The sequence below is a fragment of the Microvirga roseola genome (assembly GCF_020866965.1).
Classification (GTDB): Bacteria; Pseudomonadota; Alphaproteobacteria; order Rhizobiales; family Beijerinckiaceae; genus Microvirga; species Microvirga roseola.
Genome location: NZ_JAJATX010000009.1, coordinates 41,051 through 53,967, shown reverse-complemented (window position 1 = coordinate 53,967; position 12,917 = coordinate 41,051). Strand labels below are relative to the sequence as shown.

The following is a 12,917-nucleotide window of genomic DNA, read 5'->3' as shown; positions in this document are numbered from 1 at the left end:
CGGAATGAACATCCTCCTCCTGGCCGTTGGCCTGATCGTCCTGCTCTTTGCTGCCGGAGCCGTCTTCACGCACCTATATGCTCGGCGCGTGGCGCGGCTCTATCCGCCGGTAGGCCGCTTCATCGAGATCGACGGCTGCAGGCTTCACTACCTGGAAAGGGGGCCGGAGGAGGGGGAGGCGCTCGGGACGATCGTCCTTCTCCATGGAGCGTCCTCCAATCTCGTCGAGATCATGCTCGGGCTCGGTTCGCAGCTTGCGCGCTACCGGGTCATCGCCTTCGACCGCCCCGGCTTCGGCTGGAGCGAACGGAGGCTTGTCATGGAGACAGCCGATCCTTCCTGGCAGGCGGAGGTGATCGCAAAGGCCTTGCGCCGTCTCGGAATCCGCAACGCCGTCGTCGTCGGACATTCCTGGTCCGGAACCATCGCGCCCCATTTCGCCCTCGACCACACGGATGTGGCGGGGGCCATCGTCGTCCTGGCAGGCATCACCTCGCCCTGGCCCGGCGGCTATGTGGGCTGGTACCGGCGAATCGCCGCGTCCTGGTTCGGGCGGCTTCTCTCCTGGACCGTCGGGATTCCGATCACGCTGCTGCTGCGCCGTCAGGCCTTGAGAAAAACCTTCGCCCCGTGTCCGGTGCCGCCGGACTTCATGGAGCGGGCGGCCGTCCCCGTCGATCTGCGGCCTCGGCCCTTCCACGCCACGGCGCAGGACCTCGCCGCCATGTACGACGCCGTGAGAAGACAGAGCCTGCGTTATGCCGAGATCCGCATGCCGGTCCTGGTGATCGCGGGAGACAGCGACGAGATCGTCTGGACCGATCTCCACAGCCGCTCCTTCGTACGGGAGGTCCCCGGAGCGGAGCTGGTCGTGCTCCCGAGCCTCGGCCACATGCCGCATTACGCCCGGCCCGATCTCGTGATCCCGAGAATCGAGGCCCTGGCGGCACGGATTGCGCCGGCCAGGGCGGGAGCGCCTTAGGCCTTCGCCAGGTGCTCCTGGTTCACGAAGGCGATGCGCACCATGTTGGTGGCCCCCGGCGTGCCGAAGGGCATTCCGGCCACGATGATGACCCGGTCGCCGACCTGCGAGAAACCTTCGCGCACGGCGAACTTGCAGGCGCGGAACGCCATGTCGTCGATGTCGCTGGCGTCCTTGGTCCGGATCGGATGTACGCCCCACACCAGCGCCATGCGACGGGCGGTCTCCTGACTGGGCGTGAGGGCGATCACGGTCGAGTTGGGCCGCTCGCGGGCGATGCGGAAGGCGGTGGAGCCCGAGAAGGTCCAGGCGGCCACGGTCTTGAGGTTGAGTGTGTCGGCGATCTGGTGCGAGGCCGCCGCGATGGCGTCCGATCCGGTCGCTTCGGGTTCGGCGTTCAGCGTGCGCATGATCGACCAGTAGTTCTGGTCCTGCTCCACCTCTTCCGCGATGCGGCTCATGGTAGCCACCGCATCCACCGGGTACTGGCCCGAGGCGCTCTCGGCGGAAAGCATCACCGCATCGGCCCCGTCATAGACGGCGGTCGCGACGTCCGAGACTTCCGCGCGGGTCGGCACCGGCGAGGTAATCATCGATTCCAGCATCTGGGTCGCGACCACCACGGGCTTGCCGAGGCGGCGCGCGGTGCGGACGATACGCTTCTGGATGCCCGGCACCTTCTCCAGCGGCATCTCGACGCCGAGATCCCCGCGGGCGACCATCACGGCATCAGAGATTTCCATGATTTCGTCGAGGCGGGCGATGGCCTGCGGCTTTTCGAGCTTCGACATGACGAGGGCCCGGCCGCGCGCGACCTTCTTCACCTCGGCCACGTCCTCCGGGCGCTGCACGAAGGAGAGCGCGATCCAGTCGACTCCGGCATCGAGCGCAGCCTCCAGGTCCGAGCGGTCCTTATCGGTCATCGCGGCGACCGGGATGACCGTATCGGGAAGGCTCACGCCCTTGCGGTTCGAGATCTTGCCCGCAACCTCGACGGCGGTGGTGGCCGAGCCGGTCTTCACGCTCTTGACGCGCAGCCTCAGCTTGCCGTCGTCGATCAGGACCGTGTGGCCGGGCTCGAGCGATGACAGGATTTCCGGATGGGGCAGGTGAACACGCTTCGTGTCGCCGGGAGCCTTGTCCTCATCGAGCGTGAAGGTCTGGCCCTGCACCAGCATGGCGCTGTCGCCTTCGAAGGCGCCCACGCGCAGCTTCGGCCCCTGGAGGTCCGCCAGGATGGCGATCGGGCGCTTGAACTTGGCCTCGACGGCGCGGATCATGGCGACCCGCTCCTTCAGGCGCTCGCGCGGCAGGTGGCTCATGTTCAGACGGAAAACGTCGGCGCCTGCCTCGAAGAGCTTTTCGATCATCTCCTGGGACTCGGAGGCCGGTCCGAGGGTCGCGAGGATTTTCGTGCGCCGTGCGCGTCTCATGCTTACTGCCCCCCTGGGCGGTTCGTTTCGGTGAGCTGAATGGTCCAGCTCTTCTGTTCACCCGTATCGACTTCGAAGAAGCCGCTGCGATCGTAGCCTCTGGCGAGGCAGTCCTCCGTGCCGCGGATCGTGAATTCCCGTTCCCTCGTGCACATGAAGGAGCGGCCGCTCCATTCTCCGCCCCGGTCGTAGTCGATGGCGTAGATGTAATAGAAGCGTCCTCCGAGCTGGCCCCTGAGCAGGGTTTCGCAACCCCGCGCATTCAGGTTCCACCAACCCTCCGTCACCCAGCCCTGGGCGTCCCGGTAGCCGAGAGCGATACCGACCCGGCTCGAGGTCATGTTGCACAGGCGCAGGTCCGCCTTCGCCGGGGATGCGGCCAGGAAACTGGAGCCGAGGAGGGCGATGGCGAGCCCAAGGCTGTGACGCCGGCGGGAAGCCGATGGGATAATAACGGCCTTCATGGATGCTGGTTCGGTCGATTCAGGTCAGGAATGAAATCGCACAATGCTTCGAGAACTATGTCGAATCGTTGTCAGTCAGAAGCGGCGAGGTATCAAGGCCCAAGACTGCGAAACCTGCCAAATTAGCCTGCTAAAGATCGGGTTTGGCGGGTTGTCGCAGGCCTGATCCGTCTCGCCCCCTCCGTTTGAAGGGCAGATCATCCGGTTGACGCCTCGGCCCTCGGCCTCGCGATCCAGATGCCGAAGAGGATCAAGGCTCCTCCCAGGCTCTGCACGAAGGTCAGCGCTTCGCCCAGAATCAGCCAGCCGAAGAGAGCCGTCGCGACGGCCTCCAGGAACATGACGAGGGAGGAGAACACGGCCGGCAGGCGTCCGAGTGCGACGGAAAGCAGCCCCTGGCCGCCCGCGTGGCTAATGAGGGCCATGGCGGTCAGGGCTGCGAGGCCATGCCAGGTCTGCGGCAATATCCGCGGCTCGAGGGCGAGCGCCACCGCGAGAAGGATGGTGGCGGTGATCGCCCCCGCCTCGAAGGTCACTCTGGCCGCTCCGGCCCTGTCCCGCGCCCGGCTGACGGCCAGAAAATAGAGGCCGAAGAGAAGGCTGTGGCGAGCCCGTAGAGATCCCCCCTGATGCGGTCGGGATCGACCTGCAGGCTCTGGCCGATCAGGGCCGCGCCGCCGGCCAGGCACATCACGAGCCCCATGACCGTGCCCCGGGAGACCCGCTGCCTCAGCACCAGCCAGGTCACGAGCACGACGAAGAACGGGGCCGTCGTGGCGAAGAAGGTCGCATTGGCCACTGTCGTGTTGAAGATCGCCAGGTGCCAGAAGAAGAGGTCGCCCGAAAAGACGAGGCCCGCCAGCACGGTGGCCTTGCTGAAGGAGGCGCGGGGAGCGTTCGCGGGCGCTTTCGCCTCCTCGATGCGCATCCAGGCATAGAGAACCGGCAGGGCGAGGGCGACACGCCAGAAGGCACTGGCGAAAGGACCCACGTCCGCCGCAGCGAATCGGACGAAGATCGGGGAGATGCCCATGGCGACGGCCCCGGCGCAGAGCGCGGCGAAAGCCGGGGCGAAGCCCGTGTCGAGGCGGACGGGGGTGGATGTGGAGGTCATGGGCTCTTGCGAAACGATATTGCGCTTAACGTCGCGTTGTCAGCACGGGGAGGGCAGGTTAAGGCTTGCCCACAATCCTTCAATCCACCGTTCCGATCCTCTTCGCAACCCATGTCCGCTTCCGTCGCTCCCAAGAGCATCGATCCCGTCCTCGAACCTTGCCCGGTCGAGCTTGTCGAAGGGGCCGTCGAATCGGGAATCCTGATCCTGTGCGACCATGCCTCCAACGCCGTTCCGCCGGATCTGGGCGATCTCGGCCTGCCGGAGGCCGAGTTCCAGCGGCACATCGCCTACGACATCGGGGCGGCTGCCGTGACGCGCTCGCTGGCCCGAAGGCTCCAGGCGCCCGCGATCCTCACGCAGTTCTCGCGCCTCGTCATCGACCCGAACCGGGGGCGCGACGATCCGACCCTGGTCATGCGCCTGTCCGACGGCGCGGTGGTGCCGGGCAACGCCCGGGTGGGCGAGGCCGAGATCGCAAGGCGCATCGCCCGGTTCTACGACCCTTATGACACCGCCATTTCCGCTGCGATCAACAGGGCCATGGCGGCAGGACATCCGCCGGCCGTTGTGACCGTCCACAGCTTCACGCCGGTCTGGCGCGGCTGGCCCCGGCCCTGGCACGTGGGCATCCTGTGGGATGCGGACGATCGCTTCGCCAGGCCCCTGCTGGCGGGGCTATGTGCGGAAGAAGGACTCGTCGTGGGCGACAACGAGCCTTATGATGGAGCCCTTGCAGGCGATACGGTCGACCGCCACGCCACGATCCGAGGGCTCGCCAACGCGCTCATCGAGATCCGGCAGGACCTGATCGCCTCGGACGAAGGCGCGGAGGAGTGGGCCGCCCGTTTCGCGCGGCTGCTCGAACCGCTCGCCGCACAGGAAAGCCTGCGGATGCCGAAGCTCCATGCGTCCCGCACGCAGGAGCGCCTGCGCCGCCATGGAGGATGAGTTCATGAAGGAGATCGACGCCGCGACCCGCACGGAACTGGAGGCCGCCGCCTTCCGCAGGCTGCTCGAACACCTGCGCGGGCGCACCGATGTCCAGAACATCGACCTCATGGCCGTGGCGGGCTTTTGCCGCAACTGCCTGTCCAACTGGCTCAAAGACGCCGCCGACGAGCGGGGCGTCGCCCTCTCCAAAGACGAGAGCCGTCAGCACGTCTACGGCATGCCCTACGAGGAGTGGAAGGAGCGTTACCAGCGCGAGGCCACATCGTCGCAGGCTGAGAATTTTGAGAAATCGAAGCCGAGGCATTAAAGCAGCCTCAACGAAATGGACTTTAACTCTGGCGCAATGCCATCAATCAGGGGCTTCCATTCATGGATGACGCAGCTTTCAACACCGAATCCGTCGCAGCCGACCAGCTGAAGGCCTTCATCGAGCGCATCGAGCGCCTCGAGGAGGAAAAGGCCGGCATCGCAGGCGACATTAAGGACGTTTATGCCGAGGCGAAGGGCAACGGCTTCGACACCAAGGTCCTTCGCAAGATCATTTCGCTTCGCAAGCGCGACTACGCCGAGCGTCAGGAGGAGGAAGCGATCCTCGAGCTCTACATGCAGGCGCTCGGGATGGTCTGAGGCGAGACAGATCCGCCAAAGATTTCAAAGGCCCTGCAGCATGCCGCTGCGGGGCCTTTCTCATTCCGGCAATACAAGACCCTGCAGGATGTCGAGCGTTCTGGGCGGAAGGGGCATGGGGCGGCGGGTGGGCGCGTCCAGCATGACATTGGTGGTCTCCACGCTCGCCACGAGCCGGCCCTTGTTGAAGATGCCCTGGACAAGCGAGATCGAGCTTCGTCCGATCCGGGAGACGCCCGTTCCGATCTCGACCGTGCCGGGCCAGAAAAGCTCCGCATGATAGTTGATGAGCAGGCGGGCGAGGACGAAGCTCGAGCCTTCCGCAGCGAGCGGCCTGTCCGAGCCGTACAGGAAAGCCACCCGGCCGATCTCCGAAAAGGTCGCAAAGACAGCGTTGTTGACGTGGCCCTGCCGGTCGAGATCCGAATAGCGGATCTCGGCGGATGTGCGGCTAGGATAGGCTTCCAGCGGGCGTAGAGCGTTCGGGTCCTTCATCGTGCCTCCTCGTGATGCGGCCATAGAATACGAAGGGTGGCAGGCTCAAGCGAAAAAGGACCTGCGCCGGGCGTCTCTCACGTGGCGACGCTCCCTCTCGCAGTTCGCAATCCGCTTGCCTATAAGGAAGCTGGACAACGATGATCGGAGAAACGGATGAAGCGGGCGCGGAACGAAGTGTCGGAACCCCTGGATGCGGATGCGCGCCGCAGGATCGCTCCCGTCATCTGCTATCCGGTCGACAGCCTGGCGCAGCCCGATCTCGCCGCCTACCGCGCGGCGCGCGAAGGCTGGGAGAAGGTGGACGAGGTCGTCGTTCCGCCGCGCGATGCCCGCTGCTTTCATGTGCCGGTGGGACACTTTTTCCGGATCGTCAGCATCGAGGGGCCGCAGGTCGGGGACCTGAATCTCTGGTCGGCGCAGGATCTCGGCGAGCGCTTCTTCTCCGGCAAGACGCGGGCCTTGCATGGCACGCATCTCTCCACCGGGGACAGGCTCTGGTCGTGCCTGCCGTTCTTGAGGCCGATGGCGACGATCACGCACGACACCCTCGACTGGTACGGCTTCGACGAACATGGCGGCTCCGTGCACGACGTGATCGGCACGCGGTGCGATCCCTACACGCATCGCCTGCTCTCCGGCAGCGACTATCATTACTGCTGCCATTCGAACCTGACCCGCGCCCTCGCATATCGGACGAGCCGTCCGAAGGAAGAGGTCGAGTCGGCGGTGCATGACGTCCTCAACGTCTTCATGTGCACCGGCTTCACCCGCGATACGGGGCAGTACTTCATGAAGGCGAGCCCGGTGAGGCCCGGCGATTATCTCGAATTCTTCGCCGAGATTGACCTGCTCGGCGCGCTCTCCGCCTGCCCGGGCGGCGATTGCAGCTCGGAGCATTCGAGCGATGCGGCGGCCTGCCATCCGCTGCTCGTGGAGGTCTTCAGGCCCAAGGCGCCGCCCGAAGGCTGGACCTCGCCAGGGCGCAATCCTTATGGCCGGCAGCACGGCGAGTGAACAAGCGGCTGATGGAAGAAGGGGCTCCTCTCGGAGCCCCTTTTCCTTATCTCAGCACCCGGAGCGGTTTGACCGCGGGGCCCGTGAAGCGGTTCGTCGCCAGATCGCCCACAGGCTTGTCGGAGAAGCCCATGTGCAAGGCCGGCTCGGCCGAAAGCAGGGCGGTAAGGGTCGTCACGGGCTGCGCCTTCGCAGCAGGCGCTTTCGCCTGGGGCTTGGGCTTCGTGTCCCTGGGCGTCGAGCCCGTAGCGACGGGGATATCGACCGGACGGGCCGATGCGATGGCGACCGGGCGCAGGCCTGGCCGGGGAGGGGGCAGCGGGAGCTGGCCCGTCGGCAGGCTCGCGACGAGGTCCGATGCGCCACGCAGCTCCGGAATGCCGGGAATCGGGTTGGTGGCGGCAAGCGAGCCGGGTCGCGCCGGTGGAAGCGGCGCATAAGCCATGGCCACCACCGTCTCGGGTGCTTCAGGCGCATCCGGACGCCGGGGCGGCATCGGCGCGAAGGCCATGCCCTTGGCGATGGAGAGGTCGGAGCCGTTAGGGTTTTGCCCCGCCGGTCCCTGCTGCCAGGCGAGCACCGGGCCCGAGGCGGTCTGGACCGTGCTCGGCGCGCCGTTGATCCGGGTCGGCGGCAGCGGTGCGGCGGCCGGCGGAGTGAAATCCTCGCGCAGAGCGGGGGCGATGGCCGCGACGACGGCAGGCGCGGGCGGCTCGGGCCTGGGCTGCACGACGGGAGCCTGCCGCACGACGGCCTGAGTCGGGGCCGGAGCCGGCGTCGGCTGCAGGGCCGCGTAGACCGACGAGTTGGAATCGCTGGCGTAGTAGTTCTGGGTCGGACCGCGCGAGGCGATGAGGGCCCGGCCCGGACGGGACGCGGTGCGGATCTCCTCGATGTCCTCGTCCTCATCGCTGCCGCCGAACAGGGTGGCCCAGAGGCTCTTGCGGCGACCCGACGAGGATGCTGTATCCTCGGCTTCCGCATAGGCCGCGTAACCTGCGACCGCGCCACCCTTGGAGAGCACCTCGGCGCGCGCAAGCTGATAACCGGGCAGGGGCCTGCCGTCGGCCGGGATATGCACTGTCTTGCCGTCGGGGAAGAGGCGTACGAGCTGGTCCCTGGTCATGCGCGGCCAGGCGCGCACGCTGCCGACGTCGAGATGGACGAAGGGCGTGTAGGCATTGGGATAATAACCGACGCCGCCGTTCTGCAGCCTCATGCCGATGGCGCGCAGGCGGCTGGCCGGGACATCCGGCAGGTAGAAGTCCAACGCCTTGCCCAGCATGTGCTGGCTGTTCTTGGCCACCCCGCTCGAACGGCGGCGGAGCATGGAGTTGGTCTGGGGCGAGCGGTAGGCCGAGTTCACATGGACCGGGGCGCTCGATCCGACCTCGCGATAGACCTCCCACACCGTATCGAAGAGGCGCGGATCCATGCGGGTCGATTCTCCGCGCCGCCAGTCGCGCAGGAACCAGTTGAGCTGCTGCAGGGCGCCCGGATTGTACATGCCGTTGCGCCGGAACGTAACGGTCAGGCGCTCCCTGGTATTGTTGTGGTAGAAGGTGAGCGTGCGTGTATCGCCGTTGGCGACCGCGTCCTGGGTGCCGTGGGTGCCGGCGGCCATGACCGAGAGAAAGGCCGCGAGGCCGATTCCGGCGCGGAAAAGGGGAGCCCGCCTGCCAGCGCGCTGCGCCAAGCGGTCCTTACGCAATACACTCACTGTGGTACTCGTCTTTCGCGTGCCGCATCCGGGGATGCCGCAACCCTCATAGTGAAGGGATCTTTGCCGAAGACGGTTACTTCAGGGTTAAGCGGACGGCGAAAACCCGGAGAATGATCGAAGAATTATCCGGGCAGGTTCAGGGCGGCGCGGACCTTGCGGTCGAGGCCATAGAGATCCTCGAAGAAGGTCAGGCTGCCCTTCTCGTCCACGGACAGGGTGAAGTAGGTCAGGTGCACGGGCAGGGGATTGCTCAGATGCACGTAGCGCTCGCCCTTGCCGATAAGTCCGCGCAGCTTCTTCTCCGACCATTTTCCGTTCGCGCCCATGATCGCTTCTGCCAGTTCGAACGGCTTGTCGACACGCACGCAGCCATGGCTGAAGGCGCGCTTGGCCGCCGAGAACAGGTTCCTGTTCGGCGTATCGTGCAGGTAAACTGCATGCTGGTTCGGGAACATGAATTTCACGTAGCCCAGCGCGTTGCGCGCGCCGGGGGGCTGGCGCACGGTGATCCGGTTGCCGTTGCGGATGACCTGATAGCCCTTGCGCTCGGCATAAGTCGGGTCGCTCGCAAGCGCAGGCAGGATCTCCTTCTTCATGATCGAGGGCGGGATCGTCCAGGACGGGTTCACCACCAGATATTTCATGTTCTCCGAGAAGATCGGCGTCTGCGACTCCTTCTTGCCGACGATGACGCGGGTCTCATGGACCACGTCGCCCGCTTCAACGAGCCGCAGGCGGAATTCGGGCACGTTCACGGCGATGTGGCGGGCTCCGAGATCGGCGGGAAGCCAGCGCCAGCGCTCCATGTTGGAGATCAGTTCCGCCTCCCTCTGCGCCGGCGAGGGGCCGGAGAGGGCAGCGACCGTCTGGGGCGTCAGGGCGCCGTTGGTAGGCAGGCCCTTCTCCTTCTGGAACGCCGCCACCGCGGAGGCGAGCTGCCGGTCGTAGACGTTGTGGCTATCCGCATCCTTGGCAAGATTGAAGCGCGCGCGGATCAGGGGCACGCGCGGATCCTTCATGCCGACGCGCAAGGTGGGGCCCTTGGGCACGCGAACCATCAGCCGGGTGGGGCGCTCGGCGCGCAGCTTGGCAAGTTCCGCCCTGAGGGCGCCGTATCCCGGATGGGGCGGGTGGTAGGAGGCCAGCGCCGCATTCGCGTCAGCGGCAGAGGCGACCGTCTTCAGCACGTCCCCTGTCCCCGGCACGTCGAGCTTCGGCGTGACCAGTGGCGAAAGACGGGCGAGGTCGATGCGCGCTCCCCGGGCGTCTTGGGCATAGCGGGCGATGGCGAGGCTGAGCCGCACATCGGCCTCCGCACGCTCAGCCGGCGTTGCGTTCCGGCTCAACGCCGCCGGAGGCAGGGGATAATCCTCCGGGTTGAGGCCGTCCTCGTCGGCCGCCTTCACGCGCTTCATCGCCGACAAGGCTGCGGCGGACCAGGTTTCTCCTTGAAGCCAGATCAGAGGCCGTTCCGCCTGCCCGTAGAAAGCGGCGAGCGCCTCCCGCTCCCGACCCTCGAGGCGGAGCTGGCGCATGGCCGCCTCGTCCGAGAACAGCCTGTCGATGGCGATGCGGTCCCAATCCGACCGGGTGACGACCGCTACAGGAGCCGTCTCCGGCAGCGGGATATCGAGGCTGCCCGCCGGTTTCAGGTCGGCGGCATTGATGGTGACGGGAGCTGGCTCGGTGAGGGGGATGACATCGGGGCGGGGCTCCTGCCTGGCGGGTGCCAAGTCGACCATGGCGTCGTCGAAAGAGGGCTCGGCCGGTTCCAGGATGACGGGTTCCGCCGGTGCTGCGGGTACCGGCCCGCTTTCCGCCAGCGCGGCAAGCGGCATGAAGGAAACGGATCCGATCAGCCCCAGCCAGAGCGTCTTCCTGCGCCAGTCCCGCATGGCTCGCCTTCCTCGTCGCAATGGGATGGAGGACCGGAATCCTCTCCACTCAAATGAATTTCGTCAGTGTGCAGGCGCACCCCTTGCCACGCTTAACGCGCGAGGGCGCAAATCGGCTGCATGCTATAAGCCAAGTTCCTTCAATTTTCGGTAAAAGCTCCTGCTGTCGTTGCCGCAGGCTTGGCCGCGGCCCGGTCCGGGTTGATCCGGAAGGGCGAAACGCCAATATGTGTTCACACCGCCCTCGAACTTCGTTCCGACGATGTCCAGTCCCACGAACCTCCAGAAAGTCTCCCCCGTGCACAACCTCTCATCCGCAGGGGCGGCGCAGGCCGATCTCGGCCTCCTGCCCGAATGGAACCTGTCCCACCTTTATCCCGGCATGGACAGCGAGGCTTTCAGGAGCGACCTCGCCAAGGCCGAGGCGGAGTGCAAGGCTTTTGCGCAAGCCTACCGGGGCAGGCTCGACGAGATGGCGCGGGGCGGCAATCCGTCCGAAGCCCTGAGCGAGGCGGTCAAGCATTTCGAGGCGCTGGAGGATCTGCTCGGGCGCATCATGTCCTATGCCGGCCTCGTCTATTCCGGCGACACCACCGACCCGGCCCGTGCGAAGTTCTACGGGGACACGCAGGAGCGCATGACGGCGGCGTCGAGCGAGCTTATCTTCTTCGGGCTCGAGCTCAACCGCATTGACGACGAGATCATGGACAGGGCGATGCGTGAGGGGCCGCTCGCCCATTACCGTCCGTGGATCGAGGACCTGCGCAAGGATAAGCCGTTCCAGCTCGACGACCGGATCGAGCAGCTCTTCCATGAGAAATCCGTCACCGGGCGCTCCGCTTGGAACCGCCTGTTCGACGAGACCATCGCTTCCCTGCGCTTCACCGTGCGCGGCGAGGAGCTGCCCATCGAGCCGACCCTGAACAAGCTCCAGGATCCGGACGAGACCGTGCGCAAGGATGCGTCCGATGCGCTGGCAAAGACCTTCAAGGCCAATCTTCGCATCTTCACGCTCATCACCAACACGCTGGCGAAGGACAAGGAAATCTCCGACCGCTGGCGCGGTTTCGAGGATGTCGCCGATGCCCGCCATCTGGCGAACCGCGTCGAGCGCGAGGTGGTGGATGCGCTGGTGGCCGCCGTGCGCGACGCCTATCCGCGTCTGTCGCACCGCTACTATGCCCTCAAGGCGAAATGGTTCGGCAAGGACCAGCTCGACCACTGGGACCGCAATGCGCCCCTGCCGAAGGTCGAGCAGCGCACGATCCGCTGGGACGATGCGAAGGAGACGGTCCTCACGGCCTATTCAGCCTTCTCGCCCCGCATGGCCGATATCGCGCGACGCTTCTTCGACGAGAGCTGGATCGACGCGCCCACGCGTCCCGGGAAGGCGCCGGGCGCCTTCGCCCATCCGACGGTGCCCTCGGCGCATCCCTACGTGCTGCTGAACTACCAGGGCAAGCCGCGGGATGTGATGACGCTCGCGCACGAACTCGGCCATGGCGTGCATCAGGTGCTCGCTGCGCCGAATGGCGCGCTCATGGCGCCGACGCCGCTGACACTCGCCGAAACGGCATCCGTCTTCGGCGAGATGCTCACCTTCCGCCGCCTGCTCGACCAGACCACCGATCCGGTGCAGCGCAAAGCCATGCTCGCCGCCAAGGTCGAGGACATGCTCAACACGGTGGTGCGCCAGATCGCGTTCTACTCCTTCGAGCGCAAGGTGCATCTGGAGCGCCGCAATGGCGAGCTGACATCGGACAAGCTCTGCGAACTCTGGATGTCGGTGCAGGATGAATCCCTCGGCCCTGCGATCCGACTGGGTCCGGGCTATGAATCCTTTTGGACCTACATCCCGCACTTCGTCCATTCGCCGTTCTACGTCTATGCCTATGCCTTCGGCGACTGCCTCGTGAACTCGCTCTACGGCGTTTACGAACGCTCGAACGAGGGCTTCGTGGACCGCTATTTTGCGCTGCTGTCCGCGGGCGGCACGAAGCATTACTCGGAGCTGCTCGCGCCCTTCGGTCTCGATGCCCGCGATCCGTCCTTCTGGCAGATCGGGCTGTCGATGATCGAGAAGCTGATCGGCGAACTGGAGGCCATGGAACGGGCTGCCTGATCGCGGGGTTTCAAGACCTTCGGACGCAGCAACGCGCCGCGTCCGCATCAGAGCCGAGTCAGCCGTCGAGATTACCGGAAAGCACCTCCGC

The 12,917-nt window shown here is 65.9% G+C and carries 13 protein-coding genes; 6 read left to right on the top strand and 7 right to left on the bottom strand.

The features are described 5' to 3' along the window. Positions 1-4: 4 nt before the first annotated feature. Positions 5-982, top strand: a complete 978-nt coding sequence (locus tag LG661_RS08275) for an alpha/beta fold hydrolase (protein WP_230531400.1) — start codon at positions 5-7, stop codon at positions 980-982. On the opposite strand, the gene pyk is transcribed toward LG661_RS08275, so the two are convergent. The 4 genes from pyk to LG661_RS25210 all read right to left on the bottom strand — a co-directional run bounded on the left by pyk (position 979) and on the right by LG661_RS25210 (position 3,993). Then, on the bottom strand, positions 979-2,415 hold the full coding sequence (gene pyk, locus LG661_RS08270; protein ID WP_230531399.1) for a pyruvate kinase: 1,437 nt from the start codon (positions 2,413-2,415) through the stop codon (positions 979-981). The genes LG661_RS08275 and pyk overlap by 4 nt on opposite strands. 2 nt (positions 2,416-2,417) lie before the next feature. Continuing rightward, complete coding sequence (locus LG661_RS08265; RefSeq protein WP_230531398.1) at positions 2,418-2,879, bottom strand: DUF1036 domain-containing protein; 462 nt, start codon at positions 2,877-2,879, stop codon at positions 2,418-2,420. 197 nt (positions 2,880-3,076) lie between these two features. Continuing rightward, positions 3,077-3,457 carry a DMT family transporter gene (locus LG661_RS25215; RefSeq protein WP_322098846.1) on the bottom strand — a complete coding sequence of 127 codons (381 nt, stop codon included), beginning with the start codon at positions 3,455-3,457 and terminating at the stop codon, positions 3,077-3,079. After that, positions 3,412-3,993 (bottom strand): DMT family transporter, encoded by a 582-nt coding sequence (locus LG661_RS25210; RefSeq protein WP_322098845.1) that lies wholly within the window; start codon positions 3,991-3,993, stop codon positions 3,412-3,414. Before LG661_RS25210 ends, LG661_RS25215 begins: the two co-directional genes overlap by 46 nt. Positions 3,994-4,104: 111 nt before the next feature. On the opposite strand from LG661_RS25210, the gene LG661_RS08255 reads away from it, so the two are divergent. From LG661_RS08255 to LG661_RS08245, 3 genes are all read left to right on the top strand, one after another. Then, positions 4,105-4,944 (top strand): N-formylglutamate amidohydrolase, encoded by an 840-nt coding sequence (locus LG661_RS08255; RefSeq protein ID WP_230531397.1) that lies wholly within the window; start codon positions 4,105-4,107, stop codon positions 4,942-4,944. A gap of 4 nt (positions 4,945-4,948) precedes the next feature. Next, on the top strand, positions 4,949-5,254 hold the full coding sequence (locus LG661_RS08250; RefSeq protein ID WP_230531396.1) for a DUF1244 domain-containing protein: 306 nt from the start codon (positions 4,949-4,951) through the stop codon (positions 5,252-5,254). A gap of 62 nt (positions 5,255-5,316) precedes the next feature. After that, positions 5,317-5,574 carry a DUF2312 domain-containing protein gene (locus LG661_RS08245; RefSeq protein WP_036361868.1) on the top strand — a complete coding sequence of 86 codons (258 nt, stop codon included), beginning with the start codon at positions 5,317-5,319 and terminating at the stop codon, positions 5,572-5,574. 60 nt (positions 5,575-5,634) lie between these two features. Here the strand turns inward: LG661_RS08245 and LG661_RS08240 are convergent, their stop codons facing one another. Next, positions 5,635-6,069, bottom strand: a complete 435-nt coding sequence (locus LG661_RS08240; protein WP_230531395.1) for an acyl-CoA thioesterase — start codon at positions 6,067-6,069, stop codon at positions 5,635-5,637. Positions 6,070-6,225: 156 nt separating this feature from the next. Between LG661_RS08240 and LG661_RS08235 the strand changes: the two genes are divergently transcribed. Further along, the gene (locus tag LG661_RS08235) at positions 6,226-7,086 is read left to right on the top strand and encodes an urea carboxylase-associated family protein (RefSeq protein WP_230531394.1); all 861 of its coding nucleotides are present in this window, start codon (positions 6,226-6,228) and stop codon (positions 7,084-7,086) included. A 46-nt stretch (positions 7,087-7,132) separates the two neighbouring features. On the opposite strand, the gene LG661_RS08230 is transcribed toward LG661_RS08235, so the two are convergent. Together LG661_RS08230 and LG661_RS08225 are read right to left on the bottom strand one after the other, a co-directional pair. Further along, positions 7,133-8,806, bottom strand: a complete 1,674-nt coding sequence (locus tag LG661_RS08230) for a DUF882 domain-containing protein (RefSeq protein WP_407666679.1) — start codon at positions 8,804-8,806, stop codon at positions 7,133-7,135. A 125-nt stretch (positions 8,807-8,931) separates the two neighbouring features. Then, positions 8,932-10,704, bottom strand: a complete 1,773-nt coding sequence (locus tag LG661_RS08225; RefSeq protein WP_230531393.1) for a L,D-transpeptidase family protein — start codon at positions 10,702-10,704, stop codon at positions 8,932-8,934. A gap of 262 nt (positions 10,705-10,966) precedes the next feature. Here LG661_RS08225 and LG661_RS08220 point away from each other — a divergent pair, with 262 nt between their 5' ends. Further along, complete coding sequence (locus tag LG661_RS08220; protein WP_230531392.1) at positions 10,967-12,826, top strand: M3 family oligoendopeptidase; 1,860 nt, start codon at positions 10,967-10,969, stop codon at positions 12,824-12,826. The last annotated feature ends 91 nt before the right edge of the window (positions 12,827-12,917 follow it).

Coding starts and splice junctions, on each gene's coding strand:
- LG661_RS08275 (WP_230531400.1), top strand. CDS start 5: ATGAACATCCTCCTCCTGGCCGTTGGCCTGATCGTCCTGCTCTTTGCT.
- pyk (WP_230531399.1), bottom strand. CDS start 2,415: ATGAGACGCGCACGGCGCACGAAAATCCTCGCGACCCTCGGACCGGCC.
- LG661_RS08265 (WP_230531398.1), bottom strand. CDS start 2,879: ATGAAGGCCGTTATTATCCCATCGGCTTCCCGCCGGCGTCACAGCCTT.
- LG661_RS25210 (WP_322098845.1), bottom strand. CDS start 3,993: ATGACCTCCACATCCACCCCCGTCCGCCTCGACACGGGCTTCGCCCCG.
- LG661_RS08255 (WP_230531397.1), top strand. CDS start 4,105: ATGTCCGCTTCCGTCGCTCCCAAGAGCATCGATCCCGTCCTCGAACCT.
- LG661_RS08250 (WP_230531396.1), top strand. CDS start 4,949: ATGAAGGAGATCGACGCCGCGACCCGCACGGAACTGGAGGCCGCCGCC.
- LG661_RS08245 (WP_036361868.1), top strand. CDS start 5,317: ATGGATGACGCAGCTTTCAACACCGAATCCGTCGCAGCCGACCAGCTG.
- LG661_RS08240 (WP_230531395.1), bottom strand. CDS start 6,069: ATGAAGGACCCGAACGCTCTACGCCCGCTGGAAGCCTATCCTAGCCGC.
- LG661_RS08235 (WP_230531394.1), top strand. CDS start 6,226: ATGAAGCGGGCGCGGAACGAAGTGTCGGAACCCCTGGATGCGGATGCG.
- LG661_RS08225 (WP_230531393.1), bottom strand. CDS start 10,704: ATGCGGGACTGGCGCAGGAAGACGCTCTGGCTGGGGCTGATCGGATCC.
- LG661_RS08220 (WP_230531392.1), top strand. CDS start 10,967: ATGTCCAGTCCCACGAACCTCCAGAAAGTCTCCCCCGTGCACAACCTC.